This window comes from Bradyrhizobium sp. AZCC 1678 (assembly GCF_036924765.1).
In the GTDB taxonomy this organism is placed as follows: domain Bacteria; phylum Pseudomonadota; class Alphaproteobacteria; order Rhizobiales; family Xanthobacteraceae; genus Bradyrhizobium; species Bradyrhizobium algeriense.
In genome coordinates this window covers 1,418,351-1,436,800 of the sequence record NZ_JAZHSE010000001.1, presented here as the reverse complement: position 1 = coordinate 1,436,800, position 18,450 = coordinate 1,418,351, and the positions used below count along the sequence as shown (strand labels likewise).

13 protein-coding genes are annotated in these 18,450 nt (G+C 64.3%); 9 read left to right on the top strand and 4 right to left on the bottom strand.

Annotated elements, in window-relative coordinates; all coding sequences use genetic code 11:
* Positions 1-325: 325 nt before the first annotated feature.
* Positions 326-1,366 (bottom strand): HD-GYP domain-containing protein, encoded by a 1,041-nt coding sequence (locus V1294_RS06785; RefSeq protein WP_334495957.1) that lies wholly within the window; start codon positions 1,364-1,366, stop codon positions 326-328.
* Between the two features lie 304 nt (positions 1,367-1,670).
* On the opposite strand from V1294_RS06785, the gene V1294_RS06780 reads away from it, so the two are divergent.
* Together V1294_RS06780 and V1294_RS06775 are read left to right on the top strand one after the other, a co-directional pair.
* Complete coding sequence (locus V1294_RS06780; protein ID WP_442895432.1) at positions 1,671-2,654, top strand: glycoside hydrolase family 16 protein; 984 nt, start codon at positions 1,671-1,673, stop codon at positions 2,652-2,654.
* A 12-nt stretch (positions 2,655-2,666) separates the two neighbouring features.
* Entirely contained in the window at positions 2,667-4,130 is a 1,464-nt protein-coding gene (locus V1294_RS06775) for a GH1 family beta-glucosidase (protein WP_334495955.1), read from the top strand.
* A gap of 5 nt (positions 4,131-4,135) precedes the next feature.
* Here V1294_RS06775 and V1294_RS06770 read toward each other — a convergent pair whose 3' ends face one another.
* Positions 4,136-4,369, bottom strand: coding sequence for a hypothetical protein (locus tag V1294_RS06770; protein WP_334489415.1), 234 nt, complete (start codon positions 4,367-4,369; stop codon positions 4,136-4,138).
* A gap of 101 nt (positions 4,370-4,470) precedes the next feature.
* On the opposite strand from V1294_RS06770, the gene V1294_RS06765 reads away from it, so the two are divergent.
* From V1294_RS06765 to V1294_RS06750, 4 genes are all read left to right on the top strand, one after another.
* The gene (locus V1294_RS06765; protein WP_108514432.1) at positions 4,471-4,791 is read left to right on the top strand and encodes a helix-turn-helix domain-containing protein; all 321 of its coding nucleotides are present in this window, start codon (positions 4,471-4,473) and stop codon (positions 4,789-4,791) included.
* A 223-nt stretch (positions 4,792-5,014) separates the two neighbouring features.
* Positions 5,015-5,740, top strand: coding sequence for an outer membrane protein (locus V1294_RS06760; protein WP_334489411.1), 726 nt, complete (start codon positions 5,015-5,017; stop codon positions 5,738-5,740).
* A gap of 217 nt (positions 5,741-5,957) precedes the next feature.
* Positions 5,958-8,084 (top strand): methyl-accepting chemotaxis protein, encoded by a 2,127-nt coding sequence (locus tag V1294_RS06755; protein WP_334495953.1) that lies wholly within the window; start codon positions 5,958-5,960, stop codon positions 8,082-8,084.
* Between the two features lie 165 nt (positions 8,085-8,249).
* Entirely contained in the window at positions 8,250-9,311 is a 1,062-nt protein-coding gene (locus V1294_RS06750) for an MBL fold metallo-hydrolase (RefSeq protein ID WP_334489405.1), read from the top strand.
* Positions 9,312-9,342: 31 nt separating this feature from the next.
* On the opposite strand, the gene V1294_RS06745 is transcribed toward V1294_RS06750, so the two are convergent.
* Positions 9,343-10,728 (bottom strand): malonyl-CoA decarboxylase, encoded by a 1,386-nt coding sequence (locus tag V1294_RS06745; RefSeq protein WP_334495951.1) that lies wholly within the window; start codon positions 10,726-10,728, stop codon positions 9,343-9,345.
* Positions 10,729-10,733: 5 nt separating this feature from the next.
* The gene (gene mdcA / locus V1294_RS06740; protein WP_334495949.1) at positions 10,734-12,434 is read right to left on the bottom strand and encodes a malonate decarboxylase subunit alpha; all 1,701 of its coding nucleotides are present in this window, start codon (positions 12,432-12,434) and stop codon (positions 10,734-10,736) included.
* A gap of 111 nt (positions 12,435-12,545) precedes the next feature.
* On the opposite strand from mdcA, the gene V1294_RS06735 reads away from it, so the two are divergent.
* The 3 genes from V1294_RS06735 to V1294_RS06725 all read left to right on the top strand — a co-directional run bounded on the left by V1294_RS06735 (position 12,546) and on the right by V1294_RS06725 (position 18,440).
* Entirely contained in the window at positions 12,546-13,424 is an 879-nt protein-coding gene (locus tag V1294_RS06735) for a LysR substrate-binding domain-containing protein (RefSeq protein ID WP_334504536.1), read from the top strand.
* 146 nt (positions 13,425-13,570) lie between these two features.
* On the top strand, positions 13,571-14,800 hold the full coding sequence (hemA, locus tag V1294_RS06730; RefSeq protein ID WP_334495947.1) for a 5-aminolevulinate synthase: 1,230 nt from the start codon (positions 13,571-13,573) through the stop codon (positions 14,798-14,800).
* A gap of 130 nt (positions 14,801-14,930) precedes the next feature.
* Positions 14,931-18,440, top strand: a complete 3,510-nt coding sequence (locus tag V1294_RS06725) for a PAS domain-containing hybrid sensor histidine kinase/response regulator (protein ID WP_334495945.1) — start codon at positions 14,931-14,933, stop codon at positions 18,438-18,440.
* Positions 18,441-18,450 lie beyond the last annotated feature (10 nt).

Sequence of the window (18,450 nt, the reverse complement as noted above, 5' to 3'; positions counted from 1 at the left end):
CTCAGACGACGCAGCTTTGCTGGAATGTCTTTGGCAGGAATGTCTTCTGCGTTGCGCCGACACCAACTCCACTTTCATCGTGCCGGCTTTGAACGGCGTTCTTGGATACGACACTTGCTGAGTACCCTAACGCGCCGCGCCAGTAAAGGTAAGGCGACCCCTTAATGCGGCGCCGCGAAGCGAAAAAACTCAACGATTTCAGCGGAAGGGTTGCCCCTCAACCCTGTCTGGCAGCGCCGTCCCCTTCCAATGAAATGGCCCGCCTCAGTTGGGAAACCTGCCCGAGTTCGCGATCACCTCCGCATGGAGCGTCGGCAGGTGCCGTTCACCCCGCCAGCGCCACTTTCCGGAACGCCCTGACCAGCGCGCCCTCCAGCTTGCCCTCCATGCCGCAGAGGATCTGGTAGGCATCCTGCCGGGCCATTGGCGGCCGGTATGGCCTGGACTCGACAAGTGCTGCGAAGATATCCGAGATCGTCAGCAACCTGACCAGATCGGAAATCTGCGAGCCCGCCAGTCCATCCGGATAGCCTGAGCCATCCAGATATTCGTGATGATGCCTCACGCCATCCAGAATTTCCGGACTGATGCCCGCTACGCCCTTTAGCAGATCATGTCCGATCACGGGATGACGCCGGATGATCTCCTCCTCCTCGGGGTCGAGGCGGCCCGGCTTGTCCAGGATCGACAGCGGGATGCGCGCCTTCCCGATGTCGTGGAGGGTCGCAGCGATTCCGAGCCGCGAGACGTCGCCGCCGGAGAATCCGACATCCAGGCCAAAGGCGACCGCAACACCGGTCACCAGCAGGCAGTGCTGAAACGTACCCTCGTGATAGCGCCGCACCTCGTCGAGCCATGTCGAGAGTCCATCCTGCCCGACACGGGCGATGATCTTCGACGTCGCACGCTTCGCATCGACAAGCTTCAGCGGCCTGCCACGGCGCACATCCGAAAACATCGAGGCGAAGGCTGCCACGCCTTCGTCCATCTGCAATGTCGGATCCGCAGCCTTATCTTCCTCGGCGGCTTCCGCCGCCTCGATCTGCGTGACCTTGAGAATGGCTTCCTTGGGGCGTGAAATGATCGCGGTCGCGCCGAGGGCATAGGCCTGCGCAACCATCGAGCGGGAGAGATTGTGAACGACGAACAGCTTCTCGGGAATGCGGGCGAGGTTTTGCAAAATGAACCTGAGCTGATCGACGCGCGTCATCTGCCGCAGGTCGATGTCGACCATCAGCACGCCATGCGACCTGATCCCGGTGCCGTCGCCGCCCAGCACCCAGGGAACCACGGCGTGTTGCGGTTCGAGCATCGCGCGAATCGCCGGTAACTTCGTCGGTTCGTCTGTGACAAAATAGACGAGCATCCAAAAACTTCCGTACCCGGTGCTATTGAGGTATCTACCCTTTAAAATTGAAGCATTGAAAAGAAAATGAACTCTTTTACTATTGGTTCGGACGACCGAGTTCCGCACTCGGCGCCATCGCATCTCAAGCATTTTAATCAACATCAAACTTGGCTACCTTGCCGTTAAGCAGCCACCACGTATAACTACGTACCTCAAACAGGTGAGTACGTCGGTCGTGTTCCGAAGGATCGTCAGACCGAGGGCAACGTCCGTGAATGATCGCCTGTCGTGCCGAAGCGAGCCGGGAACAGAGAGATTGGCGCTGTACGCCCCGGTGCTGTACCCTTTGGTTTCGATCGGCTGCCTGTTCGCCGGCCCGGCGTTCGCACAGGTCGATCTCGCCGGCGCGACAGTCAAACTCACGCTGCAGGTCGCAACCGACATCCTCGGCGAAAAATGCCGCCGCGTCGAGGCGCCGAACCCCGCATCGTTCGCATCGGTATCGCTGCACCGGACCTTCCACGACGATTTCGACGCGCATCCGCTGCTGGACGCCAGATGGGCGCCGTACTACGCCGGCGGCGCTGCCTGGCCGGAAGCGCGCTATTGGGGCGGCGAGGGCTCTGATTTCAGGCGCAAGAGCACCTACAACGGCGAACAGCAGATCTATGTCGATCCGCGTTATGGCGGGCGGGAAACCACGCCGCTCGGCCTCGATCCGTTCAATGTCAAAGACGGCATTCTCTCGATCACAGCCAGCCGCACCCCGCCTTCGCTCAAGACCGTGCTGTTCGACAATGAATATATCTCGGGCATCCTGACGACGCAGAGCCGGTTTTCCCAGAAGTTCGGCTACTTCGAAATGCGCGCCAAGATACCGGTCGGCGTCGGCGTGTGGCCGGCGTTCTGGATGCTCGCCGATGACGGTGGCTGGCCGCCGGAAGTCGATATCATGGAGGGCCGCGGGCAACGGCCCGGTGACATCGTGATGACGACGCATTGGCGAATACCGGAGACGCAGCGCGTGGAACGCTGCGGGTTTGACTTCATTGTGCCGGACGCTCCGACCGCGTTCCACGACTACGGCGTGCTGTGGCAGCCGGATCGCATCACCTATTTCATCGACCGCCAGCCGGTCTCCGAGATCAAGGTCCCGGTCGGCTTCCACGACCCCATGTACATGATCGTGAACCTTGCGATGGGCACGAAGACTCTCGAGGGCGTGGGATTCGTCGATGGCGAATCTCCCAATATTGTCGCATTCGAGATCGACCGGATATCCGCCTATCAAATCGACGAACGCTGACCGGAGATGACGATGTTCGGAAAATTCTCGCGTCGGCATTTTGCAAAGCTTGCAGGCTTGTCTGCGCTCGGCATCGCCGCGGCGCCGGCCGACGTCGCCGCGCAAGCGGCACCCGAGCGGCCGGGGCCTGCGAGTTTTCCAAAAGACTTCTTGTGGGGCACCGCCACCTCGGCCTACCAGATCGAGGGCGCCGTGAGCGAAGACGGCCGCGGCCGCTCGATCTGGGACACGTTCGCGCATACTCCCGGCAAGATCGGGGACGGTACCACGGGCGATTTCGCCAACGATCACTACCACCGCTACAAGGAAGACGTCGGCCTGATCCGCGAGCTCGGCGCAAAGGCCTACCGGTTTTCGATCGCGTGGCCGCGGGTGTTTCCGGACGGAACGGGCAAGCCGAACCCCAAGGGCCTCGACTTCTACGACCGCCTCATCGACGAGTTACTGAAGCAGGGCATCGAGCCATACGCGACGCTGTATCACTGGGATCTGCCGCAAGCGCTCGAGGACAAAGTGGGCGGCTGGCGATCCAGCGAAACGTCAAAGGCATTCGGCGATTATGCCGCCCACGTGGCAGCGCGTATCACTGATCGCGTCAGGTCGATCTTCACGATCAACGAAGCCGGAAGGTTCGTGAATTTCGGCTATGGATGGGGCATCGATGCCCCCGGCCTCAAACTGCCGGACGCAGACGTCAACCAGGTCCGTCACCATGTGGCGCTGGCGCACGGCCTCGCCGTGCAGGCGATCCGCGCGCACGGGCGCGCGGGCACCAGAGTGGGTCCGGCCGAAAACATCGCGGCTTGCGTGCCGGCATTCGACACGCCGGAGAACGTTCGCGCCGCCGAGACGGCGACGCGCGAATTGAACTCAGGCCTCCTCGGCGTCATCCTGGAGGGCAGATACACCGACGGATTTCTTCAGTTCGCGGGCAACAATGCGCCGAAATTTACCGCCGAAGAACTCAAGATCATTTCCTCACCCAATGATTTCGTCGGCCTCAACATCTACGCGCCGCAGTTCTACATCGCCGCTTCCGACAAGGCGCCGGGCTGGCACGTGCTGCCGTTCCCGGCCTCGTTCCCGCATATGGATTCGGAATGGCTGCGCGTCGGACCGGAGACGATCTACTGGGCGCCGCGGCTGGCGGCGAAGGTCTGGAACATCGAGACGATCTACATCAGCGAGAACGGCACCTCGTCGGAGGACAAGCTGCGCGCCGACGGCCAGGTCTACGACCTCGATCGCATCATGTACCTGCGCAACTATCTCAGGCAGTTGCAGCGCGCGACGTCGGAGGGCGTGCCGGTCCGCGGCTATTTCCTCTGGAGCCTGATGGATAATTTCGAATGGATCTTCGGCTATAAGCAGCGCTTCGGGCTTTACCACGTCGACTTCGAGACGCAGCGCCGGACGCCGAAACTGAGCGTCGCCTTCTATCGCGACGTGGTGGCGCGGAATGCGATCGGCGTCTGAATACTTCAATACCGCGCGGCTTGCCGCAGCGGCGCCGCGATCTCGCCGATGGAGCGCGACTTGCCGTCGATGGCCACAGTCGTGACCGGTTGCTGCGCCAGCTTGCGCGATGATTCGTGACCCATGAATACACCTGCCGCGGCGAACAGCAGCACGACATAAAGTGCGAACATGCCGCCGACCCATTTCCAGTAGATTTGGCGGGCCTCGGGGGTAAGGCTCTCGAGTAACTGGCGCATGGTTGCCTCCTCATCAGGAAACCTTATGCATTGCGTATAGCCCCGACCCTGGAAGCCGTATGTGACGTACTTCACAGATGTCGATTTGAGACGGAGAAGCCGTGACCGGAGCGGAATTGAAGAAACTTCGCCAGCATCTTGGTGAGGCCATCGGCCAGCCGCTGTCGGTGGCCGACATGGCCAAACTCTGCGGGCTGCCGGCTGCCGATGGCGCCGACACCATCCGCCGATGGGAGGTCACCGGGCCGACCGGGCCTGTGGCGGAGCTGCTGCGCATCCTGGCGATGGCCAGCGACCACTATCCGATCCTCGAAATGTTCAACGTGTTCGACCGCCACGACGTCCCGGTGAAGGACCGCCCCGCCCGCCGGCAGGCCTTCCGCGAACAGATGCGCGGCGACGTGCGACGCCGCATTGGTTAAGCAAAGCTTGCCGGGAGGCCCGAACGGGCCTGAAAATTAAGCCTTTCCTAACCTTTGATTAGGCCTTCATTAAGTACAAAAAACGTTTGTCTGCCAATGGGTTGGGTTCGTATCCGCTGTCGCTTCCAAGTGACAGCATTTTAGTCAAATGCCGTCTATGTGCGTGGGCATGGAAGGCGCCCCGCACGAGGGTGTCGCCGAACGGTTTTCGGAGACCAACATAATGAAGAAGATCCTCGCAGCCCTCGTGGCCTTCGCAGCCCTCACCGCCGCCGCGCCCGCCACTGGCGCCGATCTCGGCGCGCGCCCCTACTACAACAAGGCACCGGTCTATGCGGCGCCGCTCTACAACTGGACCGGCTTCTACATCGGCGGCCATGTTGGCGGCGCCTTCAGCGGCAGCAACGACTTCAACGGCGCCGTTCTGAGCGATTCCAGCGCCCGCGTGCTCGGCGGCATTCAGGCCGGCCTGGATTGGCAGTTCGCGCAGAACTGGGTGCTCGGCACCGAGGGCCAGTATTCCTGGCTCGGCAAGAGCAATCTTACCGCCACCTTCCCCGGCGGCTACGTCTATACCAACGATCAGCGCGGCCTCGGCTCGATCACGGCCCGCATCGGCTACACTTGGGGTCCGGGCCTGGTCTATGTCAAAGGCGGTTACGCCTATTCCGACAACAATGAGAGGGTGACGCTGGGCGGCGTTCCGACCGCCTTCCTGCTCAATGGCAACCACAGCAACGGCTGGACCGTCGGCACCGGCCTCGAGTACATGGTCGCCCCGAACTGGTCGGTCAAAGGCGAGTACATGTATTACGACTTCGGCAGCACCCGCTTCGTGACCCCCGCCGCGCTGGCGCCGTTCGGAAGCTTCCACACCGACGACCACACGCTGAAGCTCGGCGTTAATTATCGCTTCAACTTCGCAAGCCCGGTGGTTGCACGCTACTGAACGCATTCAACTGCGAATTGCGGAAGGCCGGCTTTCACGCCGGCCTTTTTGTTTTTGGCCACCGTTTTCCGGTTCACGGAACAAATCCATCAAAACGAGCAATCTGCTGTCAAAAATGCGGCGAAAGCCCCTTCCGGTTCCAAACTTGTTAACCGGGTACCGTGATACTGCCGCGCGAGGAAACACCTCAAGGTAGCGTAGACGGGACAGCGGGAAAATGTCGGCACGATCCAAATCACGGCTCAAGGGTTTTCGCTTCGGCGTCAGGGGCAGTCTGTTTGCCGCCTTCGCCGTCATCGCCGGCATGGCGATCGTCATCTCCGCCGGCGCCGGCCTGATGCTCGGGCGGCTCGGCGGGACCATGGTCGATCTGAGCGGACGGGATATCCCCCGTCTCGCCGCCAGCCTGCAGCTATCCGCGCAGAGCGCGAGCCTCGCCAGCCAGGGGCCGGCGCTGCTGGCTGCGCGCAGCGAGGAGGCGCTGAACGATCGCACCAGGAAAATGAAGGAAACCCAGGCAGTCGCGCTGCAGAAGCTCGGCGAGATCGTCGAACTCGGTGCCGACAAGGCGGTCGTTGCGGCGCTCACCGAGAACATGAAGAACATCGATGAGGTGATCAAGAGCCTCGGCTCGGCCGCGCGCGCGCGGCTCGAACTGGGCGCCCAGCACGAAAAGCTCTACGACGCGGTGCGCAAGGCCCAGCGGCGCTTCGTGGCCGCGGCCGGCCCTGCAGCCATCGACGCGCAGACCGAGCTCTACAGCATCTACGCGGCCCCCAACTTCTCGCAGGCCGAAGCCATCCGGGCACACAAAACCGCCGACCAGCTCGCCGATATCGCCGCCAGCGGCAATCTCATGGCGTTCGACATGATCGCCGCGCTTTCGACCACCAGCGGCGATGTGCTCGAAGCCACCGCCCGGGACTTCCGCACCGCGCAGGCGCGCGTGAAGTCGAATCTCGAAGCGCTGCCCAAAACCACGGCGATGCGGTCCGTTCAAAACACAACCTTGAGCCTGCTGGCGCTTGCCGACGGCAAGATGGGCGTCTTCAAGGTCCGCCAGCAGGAACTGGATGCGGACGATTTCGGCCAGACCATTCTGGAGGAAACCCGCAAGCTCAATGTCGGCCTTGGCATCAGCGTGCAGCAGCTGGTCGACGCCGTGCAGAAGGAAACCGACGCCGCGGCCTGGCAGGCGCGTCAGGAGATCTCGTTCGGGACCATGGTCATGCTCGCCCTCGGCGTCATGACGCTGGTCGGTTCGATCCTGTTCGTCTGGCTCTATGTCGGCCGCAACATCCTGCGCCGGATCAGCAACCTGCAGCGCTCGATGCAATTGCTGTCCAGCGGCGACCTCGAATCGGAGGTCTATCAAAGCCACCAGGAGGACGAGATCGGCGCCATGGTGGATTCGCTGCAGGTGTTCCGCGAGAGCATGATCCAGACCCGCGCGCTCTCCGCCGAGCAGGACAAGGATCGCATCGCCAAGGCCGAGCGCGCCAACCGCATGGAAGCGCGCATCGTCGAGTTCGAATCCACCGTTCGCACCGCGCTCGACAGCCTGTCGTCCGCGGCTGGCTCGATGCAATCGACCGCGCAAAGCATGTCGGCGACCGCTGATCAATCGAGCGCACTGGTGACCGCGGTGGCGACCGCCGCCGAGCAGACTTCGGCCAACGTGCAGACCGTGTCGTCGGGCACCGAGGAATTGTCCTCCTCGATCGAGGAAATCGGCCGCCAGGTCATCACCTCGGCGGAGATCGCCCGCAAGGCGGTCGACGACGCCGGCGCGACCGATGCCACCATGCAGGGGCTTGCGGACAACGCCGCCCGGATCAGCGTGGTGGTCGATCTGATCCAGACCATCGCCTCGCAGACCAACCTCTTGGCGCTGAACGCCACCATCGAGGCGGCACGCGCCGGCGACGCCGGCCGCGGCTTCGCCGTGGTCGCTTCCGAGGTGAAGAGCCTCGCCAACCAGACCGCGAAGGCCACCGACGAGATCCGTCAGCAGATCGTCAGCATGCAGACGGTGACGACGACGGCAGTCTCCGCGATCAGGAACATCAGCACCACGATCGCCGAGATCAACGAAGTGACCACCGCGATCGCCGCCGCGGTCGAGGAGCAGGGTGCGGCGACGCGCGAAATCGCGCGCAACATCCAGCACGCCGCCGGCGGCACCAGCGAAGTCTCCACCAACATCGTCGGCGTCTCCAGCGCCTCGTCGCAGGCCGGAACCGCGGCCGGCCAGGTGCTGACCGCCTCCGGCGCGCTGCGCCGCGAGGCCGACGTGCTGCGTGAGGAAATCGACGCGTTCCTGTCGAACATCCGGGCAGCGTAGAAAAACAACGTCATTCCGGGGCTATGCGAAGCATAGAACCCGGAATCTCGAGATTCCCGGTGTGCAGCTGCACACCTGAGGTTCGCATCTTCGATGCGCCCCGGAATGACGGCCACCCGCTTTTTTCGGCTGGCGCGGCGACGCCTCTGCCGCTAAGCCGGTAGCATGCATTCGAAAACCGACATCGCGCAGTCCTCGGCCGAGGCACTGCGATACCCCTTCGAAAACCACCCCGGCCACGATCAGGTCGTCGAGGTAGTGCCCGGCGTGCTTTGGGTCCGCCTGAAGCTGCCGTTCCGGCTCAATCACGTGAACATCTATCTGCTGGCCGATGGCGACGGCTGGGCGATGATCGATTCCGGATTCGGCAATGAGGAATCCATTGCGGCCTGGACCACCCTGTTCGAGGGGCCGCTCCGGCATGTGAAGGTGACGCGGCTGATCGTCACCCATTCGCATCCCGATCACGTCGGCCTTGCCGGCTGGATCACGGAGCGTTTCGACTGCCCGCTGCAGATGTCGCAGGTCGAATACCTGCAATCGGTCTATCACCAGAACCGCGGCACCGAGGAGCGCCGCAACGCGCAGCGGCTGTTCTTCCGCCGGCACGGCATGGATGAAAGCCTGACCGACCGATTGCTCGGCCGCGGCCAGGATTATTTGAAGCGGGTTTCGGTGCTGCCGCCGTCCTATCGCCGCATCTCGCATGGCGACGAGGTCGTGATCGGCGCCCGCCGCTTCAAGGTGATCACCGGCGGCGGCCACGCGCTCGACCAGGTGATGCTGTATTGCGCCGCCGACAAATTGTTCCTCTCCGCCGACCAGGTGCTGAGCAAGATCTCGCCTAATGTCAGCGTCTGGGCGGTCGAGCCCGACCAGAACTCGCTCGGCGAATATCTGGCCTCGCTGGCGAGCCTGACCACCACGCTGCCCTACGACGTCATGGTGCTGCCCGGTCACGGCGTGCCGTTCTACGGGCTGAAGACCCGCATCAAGCAGCTCGCCGACCATCACGAGGACCGCTGCCGCCTGATCGCCGAAGCCTGCCGGGAAGTGCCGCAGACTTCCAAGGAACTCGTGCCGGTGGTGTTCCACAAGCATGTGCTCGACGAGCACCAGATGGGCTTTGCCGCAGGCGAACTGGTCGCGCATGTCAATTACATGCTGGTCGAGGGCCGGCTGACCTGCGAGGTCAGCGACGGCATATTGCGGTTCCGCACCACCTGAACGGCCCGGCCTGCGCTGCCGCCTTGGGCAGCTAGTTGAGAGCGGACGCTTCTCGGCGTTGCCGGGCCATGATCAGCGCGTCGACGTCAGGCGACCGCACCACCGTCCCGTCATGGGCGAAGGTCTCGTGGTTGGCCTCGATCGTGCCGGGGTCGTAGAGGTAATTGACCATGATGCCGAAGGATTCCTCGATGCCGCGCGGCGCGGCATTGCCGAGCCAGTTGATGCGCTCCAGCCGCGCGCCATTGCCGAGATGGAAGCGCGCCACCGGATCGATCGGCGGCTTCGATGAGACCTCGCGCGTCAGATAGGTCGCGCAATGGTGCATCAGCCAGGGACGCAGCGCCTCGCTCCGCGACGCGTCGCGCCACCACCCGTCGATCTTGAGTTCGGCCAATGAAGCAGCATCGGCCTCGCTCGCATCCGCCAGCGTGCCCGTCAGCCAGCGTCGAAAGCCCGGCACCGGCGACAGGGTGGAGAAGCGGGTCAAATGCGGCAGCTCGGCCTTTAATTCCTCCACCACCTGCTTGATCAGGAAATTGCCGAACGAAACGCCGCGCAGGCCCTCCTGGCAGTTCGAGATCGAATAAAAGATCGCCGTGTCCGCGCGCTGCGCCCGCTGCCGCGCGGCATCGTCGTCGCCGTCCTGGACCAGCAGCGGCTGCACCGCTCCGGCGAGCCCCTGCACCAGCGCGACTTCAACAAAGATCAGCGGTTCGCCCGGCAGTGCCGGATGAAAGAAGGCAAAGCAGCGCCGATCGGGCGCGAGGCGTCGGCGCAGATCATCCCAGCCCTGAATCTCGTGCACCGCCTCATAGGCGATCAGCTTGTCGAGCAGTGCTGCCGACGACTGCCAGTCGATCCGCCGCAGTTCGAGAAAGCCGCGGTTGAACCAGGATGCAAACAGATGCTTGAGATCGCCGTCCAGCGACTTCAGGGCCGGCTCGTCGCGGAGATGCGCCGTCAGCTCCTTGCGCATGGCGACCAGCGCGCCGGTGCCGCCGGTTGCCATGTTCATTCGCCGCAACAGCTCCTGCCGCGGCGGATCGGCTGCTTGCGCCAACCGCGCCGCGCTCTCGGCCGTGGCGCCGGCAAGATAGGCTTGCGCGGCCGCCCGCAACGCGGCCGCGTCGGGCAGGAAGTTGGTGGCGAGATGGCGGTGGAAGCGGCTACGATCGTCGGCGTCGAGGCCGCGTAGGACGTCGTGCAGCTCGCGCGCGACCACCGCGCCGGAAGCTTCGCCGCGTTCGGACAGCAAGGCTGCCGCGAGCCGCTTCGCCTGATCGAGCGGCGCGATGGCATCGGGCGCCGATCCGGCGTCGGCGCTGCCGCGCAGACCGAGCGAAATCCGAAGCCGCTCCAGCCAGGACGACCCTGACTGTGCGTCGCGAAAATGGCTGGTTCGGGCGTTCTTCATGACGTTTATCCTTCTGCGGAATGGAGCGCCGGCTTCGCCTGGACGTCGGCCCTTGCGGGCGTTGCGACTGACGGCCGAAGGAATTTCGCCGGCGGCGCGTAAAGACCGCCGGAGCAGGCGACGAGATCGCCGAGCGTCTGCGCGGCGAGCAGATCGCGCGTTGCCGTCGTGGCGTCGATGCCGAGATCGGACGGCCGCATCACGATGCCGCGCCTGCGCAAATCCTCGGTCACGTCAGCCGAACGCGCGCGCCCGAATTCGGTGTCACCGGCAATGGCGCGCAGCGCTGCCGCGCGTTCCGCCACTGAGCGGCAAAGCAGGAGATTTGCGACGCCTTCTTCGGTGATCACATGGGTGACGTCATCGCCGTAGATCATCACCGGCGGCAATGCGAAGCCTGCGGCCGCCGCCAGGTCGAACGCATCCAGCCGTTCGACAAAGCTCGGCGCGCCATTCGGCTGCCGGGTCTGGACCATCTGCACGACAAGCTTGCGCCCGCGGATGGTTTCGCCGGCCTCCCTGCCCGCGCGCAACCAGGCCGGACTGTCGTGCCGTCGGCCGCGCGCATCGGCGCCCATATTCGGCGCGCCGCCGAAACCGGTGATCCGGTCCTTGGTTGCGGTGGAGCTGTTACCCTCAGCGTCGATCTGCAGGGTGCCGCCGATGAAGAGGTCGCAGGCATATTGCCCGGCGACCTGGGCCAGCGCGCGGTTCGAGCGCAAATTGCCGTCACTCCCCACCGGAAACACGTCGGCACGCGCCGATATGTATCGCTCCATGCCGAGCTCGGAGCCGAAGCAATAGACGTTGTCGACGAAGCCGGCCTCGATCGCAGGGATCAGCGTCGGGTGCGGATTGAGCACGAAGTGTCGTGCGACCTTCCCCTTTAATCCGCGCTCTGCTGCGAAAGTCGGGAGGATCAATTCGATCGCCGCCGTGGCGTAGCCGATGCCGTGATTGAGCCGCTGTACTTCGTAGGGCTCATAGACGGCGGCAATCGCCATCATCGCCATCAGGATGTTCTCATCGCGAACCTTTGCGGGATCACGCGTGAACAGCGGCTCGATGAGGTAAGGCTTTGGGCCCGGGACGACGAAGTCGACCCAATCGCCGGGAATGTCGACCCGCGGCAAGCGGTCGACGATCTCATTGACCTGCGCCACCACGATCCCGCCGCGGAAGGCGGTCGCCTCCGTGATGACAGGCGTGTCCTCGGTATTCGGACCGGTGTAGAGGTTGCCGTCGCGGTCCGCCTTGTCGGCCACGATCAACGCAACGCGCGGCGTCAGGTCGACCAGCATCCGCCCGTAAAGTTCGAGATAGGTGTGGATCGCGCCGATCTTCAGCGAACCCGTCGCGACCAGTTCGGCGAGCTTGCGGCTTTGCGGGCCGGCAAAGGCAAAGTCGAGCCGGTTGGCGATGCCGCGCTCAAACACCGCAAGGTGATCGGGCAAGGCCAGCACCGACTGCACCATGTGAAGATCATGCAGCCGCGCAGGATCGGCCTTGGCGAGTGCGGCAGCGAGAAAATCGGCCTGCTTCTGATTATCCCCTTCGACCGCGACGCGGTCGAAGGGCTCGATGACGGCCTCGAGCAGCGTCGTGGCGCGATCGGGCGGACAGACTTTTCCGTCGCCGCAGACCGATTGAGCCCTGCGCAAGCGATCGCCGCGGTTTGTCGATCTCGGGGTTGGTTGTTGTGACATCGTGAGCCCTTCCATGGTCCGGGATACCGATGACCGAAGGTAGGGGCGGGATATTGATTATAGAAACGATATTTTATAATATGATTGATCGCAAAGCATAATCAGTTGACCATGCTCGAATTCGACCTCCTCCGCACCTTCGTCGCAGTCGCCGATTGCGGCGGCTTCCACCGTGCGGCCGAGCAGCTCCACCTCACGCAGTCGACGGTAAGCCAGCAAATCAAGCGCCTCGAACTCGAGACCAGGCGGCCGCTGTTCCGCCGCACTACGCGGACGGTCGCGCTGACCGACGACGGCGAGATGCTGCTGGATGACGCGCGGCGGCTGCTGCAGCTCGAAGAAGCGGCGCGGCGTCGCCTCCACGCCCCGCAACTATCCGGCATGGTGCGCCTGGGCGCGGTCGAGGAAGTTGCCAGCGGTTCGCTGCCGCCCGCGCTCGGCCGCTTCGCCAAATTGCATCCGCACGTGAAGCTCGAGGTGCAGATCGGCGTCAGTTCCGAACTGATCGGAGAGCTCGACGCCGGGCGGCTCGACGTGGTGCTGGCCAAGCGTCCGCTCGGCACATCACGCGGACGTCTTGCATGGCGCGAGCCGCTGTTGTGGACCGCCGCAGACACCTTTGAATTCGCTGCTGGCGCGCCGTTGCCGCTGGCGCTGTATCGCGAGCATTCGGTGTCGCGCGAGGCCGCACTTCAAGCGCTGCGCACCAGCGATCTTTCCTGGGAGATCGTCTACACCAGCCCCAGCCTGACCGGTGTCCGCGCCGCGGGCCTGGCCGGCCTTGCCGTTACACCGCTGCCGGTGAGTGCCATCGTCGGCGGCTTACGCGTCCTCGGCGCCGCAGAGGGCCTGCCGCGCCTTCCCGATCTCGAATTCGCGATCTTTGAACGGGATCGGCCCGCGGCCGCGGCGGCGGCACTGGCGGCAACGCTGGCATCTCTGGCGCCGGTTGCAGAGCAACCCGTTCGCAGGACCAGGAAGCGCAACTAGCGCCTTGATCCCGATCAACATTTGCGCTGCGCTGGTAGCATCCCGGAGCCGCGCCGAAATGTGGGAATTCGCATAGACACCAAAGCTGGAAAGGCTCTAAAAAGGCGCGAAGCCAATCCGGCCGGTTCCGGTTCCAGGTCCTTGTGATGGATTACAGCAAATTTTTCAGTGCCGCCCTCAACCGCCTGCATGACGAGCGGCGCTACCGCGTTTTCGCCGACCTCGAACGGATCGCGGGCCGCTTCCCGCATGCGGTCTGGCACTCGCCGAAGGGTCCGCGCAATGTCGTGATCTGGTGTTCCAACGACTATCTCGGCATGGGCCAGCACCCGAAAGTGGTCGGCGCCATGGTCGAGACCGCGACCCGCGTCGGCACCGGCGCCGGCGGCACCCGCAACATCGCGGGCACCCATCATCCGCTGGTGCAACTCGAACAGGAACTGGCCGACCTGCACGGCAAGCAGGCTTCGCTGCTGTTCACTTCCGGCTACGTCTCGAACCAGACCGGCATCTCGACGATCGCAAAACTCATTCCGAACTGCCTCATTCTGTCTGACGCGCTGAACCACAATTCGATGATCGAAGGCGTGCGCCAGGCCGGCTGCGAGCGGCAGATCTTCCGCCACAATGACCTCGCGCATCTCGAAGAGCTGCTGATGGCGGCGGGTCCCGGGCGGCCCAAGCTGATCGCCTGCGAGAGCCTGTATTCGATGGACGGCGACGTAGCCCCGCTCGCAAAGATCTGCGATCTCGCCGAGAAATACGGCGCCATGACCTACGTCGACGAGGTCCATGCGGTCGGCATGTACGGCCCGCGCGGCGGCGGCATTGCCGAGCGCGACGGCGTCATGCATCGCATCGACGTGCTGGAAGGCACGCTCGCCAAGGCCTTCGGCTGCCTCGGCGGCTACATCGCCGGCAATGCCGAGATCATCGACGCGGTCCGCTCCTACGCACCGGGCTTCATCTTCACGACGGCGCTGCCGCCCGCGATCTGTTCGGCCGCAACGGCCGCGATCCGCCACCTCAAGACCTCGAACTGGGAGCGCGAGCGCCACCAGGACCGCGCCGCCCGGGTCAAGGCGATCCTCAACGCCGCGGGGCTCCCCGTGATGTCGAACGAAACCCACATCGTGCCGCTGTTCGTCGGCGATCCCGAGAAGTGCAAGCGGGCCTCCGACATGCTGCTGGAGGAGCACGGCATCTATATCCAGCCGATCAACTATCCGACGGTGGCCAAGGGCACCGAGCGCTTAAGGATCACGCCCTCGCCCTACCACGACGACGGCCTGGTCGACGGGCTCGCGGAAGCGCTGCTGCAGGTCTGGGACCGCCTCGGCCTGCCGCTGAAGCAGCAATCGCTGGCGGCCGAGTAACCCTACCCCTCCAAACCTTCGCAAATTGGGCCGGTAGCGCGGTGCGCTGCCGGCCCAAAGCGCTTATACTCGCCTCTTCCGGCCCCGGCGGTTTCGAACGCCCCAAGGCCGGGAAGGGAGACAAGCAGCGATGCTGCACGACTGGGGCGTAATCGCCGCCGCGTTCGCCTATATCGGCCTGTTGTTTGGCGTCGCCAGCTATGGCGACCGGCTGTCGCCGGGCCAGCGCGGCCGCGCCGGCATGCTGATCTATCCGCTGTCGCTGGCAATCTACTGCACCTCCTGGACCTTCTTTGGCTCGGTCGGTTTCGCCACCCGCACCAGCATCGACTTCCTCGCGATCTATGTCGGCCCGATCCTGATGATCGGGCTATGCACGCCGTTGTTGCGGCGCGTGATCCAACTCGCCAAGTCGCAAAACATCACCTCGATCGCCGACTTCATCGCGGCGCGCTACGGCAAGAGCCAGGCTGTCGCCGCCACGGTGGCTGTCATCGCGATCTTCGGATCGGTGCCTTACATCGCGCTGCAGCTCAAGGCGGTGGCGTCCTCGCTGGAAACGATCCTGAGCGAGGACAAGCTGTTCTCCTCGATGCCAATCATCGGCGACATCGCGCTGGTCGTGACACTGGCGATGGCGGCATTCGCGGTGCTGTTCGGCACCCGCCAGACCGACGCCACCGAGCACCAGCACGGCCTGATGCTGGCGATCGCCACCGAATCCATCGTCAAGCTGGTGGCCTTCCTCGCCGCCGGCGCCTTTGTCACCTTCTGGATGTTCACGCCCGTCGAGCTGATCGAACGCGCAATGAAGACCCCGGAGGCGGTGCGCGCCATCAACTATGTGCCGTCGATCGGCAATTTCCTCACCATGACGCTGCTGTCGTTCTGCGCGATCATGCTGCTGCCGCGGCAGTTTCACGTTAGCGTGGTCGAGAACTCCAGCCCCGAGGAAGTCAGCCGCGCCCGCTGGCTGTTTCCGCTCTATCTGATCGCCATCAACCTGTTCGTGATTCCGATCGCGCTCGCCGGCCTCGTCACCTTCCCGTTCGGCGCCGTGGACAGCGACATGTACGTATTGGCGCTGCCGATCGAGGCGGATTCCCCGCTGCTGAGCATTGCTGTCTTCGTCGGCGGTCTGTCGGCCGCGACCGCGATGGTGATCGTGGAGTGCGTCGCGCTCTCCATCATGGTCTCCAACGACATCGTCTTGCCGCTCGTGCTGCAGCGCAGCCCGGCGACGCGCGACGGCAGCAAGGATTTCGGCGACTTCCTGCTCAGGATCCGGCGCTTTGCGATCTTCGCCATCATGGTGATGGCGTATTTCTACTATCGCGCGCTCGGCAATGCGCAGCTGGCGGCGATCGGCCTATTGTCGTTCGCAGCGCTCGCCCAGCTGGCGCCGGCCTTCTTCGGCGGCCTGTTCTGGCGCAAGGGAACCGCCCGCGGCGCCATGACCGGCATGCTGGTCGGCTTCGCGGTGTGGGCCTATACGCTGTTCCTGCCGAGCTTCCTCGAGGGCAATCCCACCGGCCTGCTGCTGCTGCAACACGGACCGTTCGGCATCGAGGCGCTGCGTCCGCGGGCATTGTTCGGCGCCGATCTGCCGCCGCTGATGCACGGCGTGCTCTGGTCGCTCTCGCTCAACATCCTGACCTACATCGTGATGTCGATCGCGCAACGGCCGTCGTCGATCGAACGGCTGCAGGCGGATCTGTTCGTACCCAACACGCTGACGCCGATCGCGCCGACGTTCCGGCGCTGGCGGACGACCGTTACCGTGCAGGACATCCAGACCACGGTGGCGCAATATCTCGGCCCCGAGCGCGCTGCCCAGGCCTTCGAGGCCTTTGCCGCCGGCCGTCCCGGCAATCTCGATCTGGCCGCGCCCGCCGATTTCGAATTGCTGCAACACGCCGAACGCCTGATCGCCTCCTCGATCGGGGCCGCCTCCTCGCGCCTCGTGATGTCGCTGTTGCTGCGCAAGCGAACCGTCTCCGCCAAGGCCGCGCTGAAGCTGCTCGACGATTCCCACGCCGCGCTGCATTTCAACCGCGAGATCCTGCAGACCGCGCTGAACCATGTGCGCCAGGGCATCGCGGTGTTCGATGCGGATTTGCAGTTGATCTGCTCGAACGCCCAGTTCGGTGAAATTCTGGCGCTGCCGCCGCATCTCGTTCAGCTCGGCATCCCCTTGCAGGAAATCCTCGAATTCATGGGCGCCGTCAGCCCGGCCGACTTCGGCGACCCCGACGGGTTGCTGCAGCGGCGGCTGGATGCCTACACCACCGAGGGCGAGCCCTATCTGGAGCGCCTGCCCGACCGCCACATGGTGATCGAGGTCCGCTCCAACCGGATGCCGGGCGGTGGCTTCGTCGTTACCTTCTCCGACGTCACGCCGAGCTTCGAGGCCGCCGAAGCGTTGGAACGCGCCAATGCGACGCTGGAAAAGCGTGTCCGCGACCGCACCGAGGAGCTCACCCGCCTGAATTCCGAACTGGCGCAAGCCAAAAGCACCGCCGAGGACGCCAACATCTCGAAAACGCGATTCCTGGCAGCCGCCAGCCACGACATCCTGCAGCCGCTCAACGCGGCGCGGCTCTATGTGACGAGCCTCGTCGAGCGGCAGAATGGCGGCGAGGATTCGCGCCTGGTGGAGAACATCGACGACTCGCTGGAGGCGATCGAGGAAATCCTCGGCGCGCTACTGGACATCTCGCGACTCGATGCGGGCGCGATGACGACCTCGATCTCAAGCTTCAAGATGGCCGACCTGATGCGCTCGCTCGAGATTGAGTTCGCGCCGATCGCCCGCGCCAAGGGGCTGGAGCTGACCTTCGTGCCCTGCTCGCTGCCGGTGCAATCCGACCGCTCGCTGCTGCGCAGGCTGCTGCAGAATTTCATCTCGAACGCCATCAAATACACCCCGCGCGGGCGCGTGCTGGTCGGCTGCCGCCGCCACGGAAAATCGCTTCAGATCGCGGTCTACGACACCGGTGTCGGCATTCCCGTGACCAAGCGCAGCGAGATCTTCAAGGAATTCCATCGCCTCGAGCAGGGCGCGCGGATCGCCCGCGGCCTCGGCCTCGGCCTGTCGATCGTCGAGCGGCTGGCGCGCGTGCTCAACCACGGGATCGCGATCGATGCCAATGTCAGCGGCGGCTCGGTGTTTTCGGTGACCGTGCCGGTCGCCAAGGCGATCGACCACACCGCCGCGGTCACCAGCGCGACGCCGCTCTCCAAAACGCCGATAAGCGGCGCGCTGGTCGTCTGCATCGAGAACGACCCGGCGATCCTCGACGGCATGAAGACGCTGCTGACGGCGTGGGATGCCGAGGTGATCGCGGTGACCGACCCCGAGGCCGCGATCGCGGCGATCGAATCCTCCGGCAGCAGCGTGACCGGCCTTCTGGTCGACTACCATCTCGACCGCGGCAACGGCGTCGCCGCGATCCGCGAGATCCGCCGCCGCTTCGGCGAAAACATTCCCGCGATCCTGATTACCGCGGATCGCAGCCCCAATGTGCGGGCGGCCGCGCGCGAGGAGAACATCGCGATCCTCAACAAGCCGGTCAAGCCGGCGTCGCTGCGCGCTTTGCTCGGCCAGTGGCGGGCGCAACAGCTGGTGGCGGCGGAGTAGCTGTTCCGCC

What these genes read in the sequence shown, in the direction of transcription:
- V1294_RS06755 (WP_334495953.1), top strand. Translation starts at nt 5,958, where the DNA reads ATGTCGGCACGATCCAAATCACGGCTCAAGGGTTTTCGCTTCGGCGTC.
- V1294_RS06725 (WP_334495945.1), top strand. Translation starts at nt 14,931, where the DNA reads ATGCTGCACGACTGGGGCGTAATCGCCGCCGCGTTCGCCTATATCGGC.
- V1294_RS06770 (WP_334489415.1), bottom strand. Translation starts at nt 4,369, where the DNA reads ATGCGCCAGTTACTCGAGAGCCTTACCCCCGAGGCCCGCCAAATCTAC.
- mdcA (WP_334495949.1), bottom strand. Translation starts at nt 12,434, where the DNA reads ATGTCACAACAACCAACCCCGAGATCGACAAACCGCGGCGATCGCTTG.
- hemA (WP_334495947.1), top strand. Translation starts at nt 13,571, where the DNA reads ATGGATTACAGCAAATTTTTCAGTGCCGCCCTCAACCGCCTGCATGAC.
- V1294_RS06775 (WP_334495955.1), top strand. Translation starts at nt 2,667, where the DNA reads ATGTTCGGAAAATTCTCGCGTCGGCATTTTGCAAAGCTTGCAGGCTTG.
- V1294_RS06745 (WP_334495951.1), bottom strand. Translation starts at nt 10,728, where the DNA reads ATGAAGAACGCCCGAACCAGCCATTTTCGCGACGCACAGTCAGGGTCG.
- V1294_RS06760 (WP_334489411.1), top strand. Translation starts at nt 5,015, where the DNA reads ATGAAGAAGATCCTCGCAGCCCTCGTGGCCTTCGCAGCCCTCACCGCC.
- V1294_RS06785 (WP_334495957.1), bottom strand. Translation starts at nt 1,366, where the DNA reads ATGCTCGTCTATTTTGTCACAGACGAACCGACGAAGTTACCGGCGATT.
- V1294_RS06735 (WP_334504536.1), top strand. Translation starts at nt 12,546, where the DNA reads ATGCTCGAATTCGACCTCCTCCGCACCTTCGTCGCAGTCGCCGATTGC.
- V1294_RS06750 (WP_334489405.1), top strand. Translation starts at nt 8,250, where the DNA reads ATGCATTCGAAAACCGACATCGCGCAGTCCTCGGCCGAGGCACTGCGA.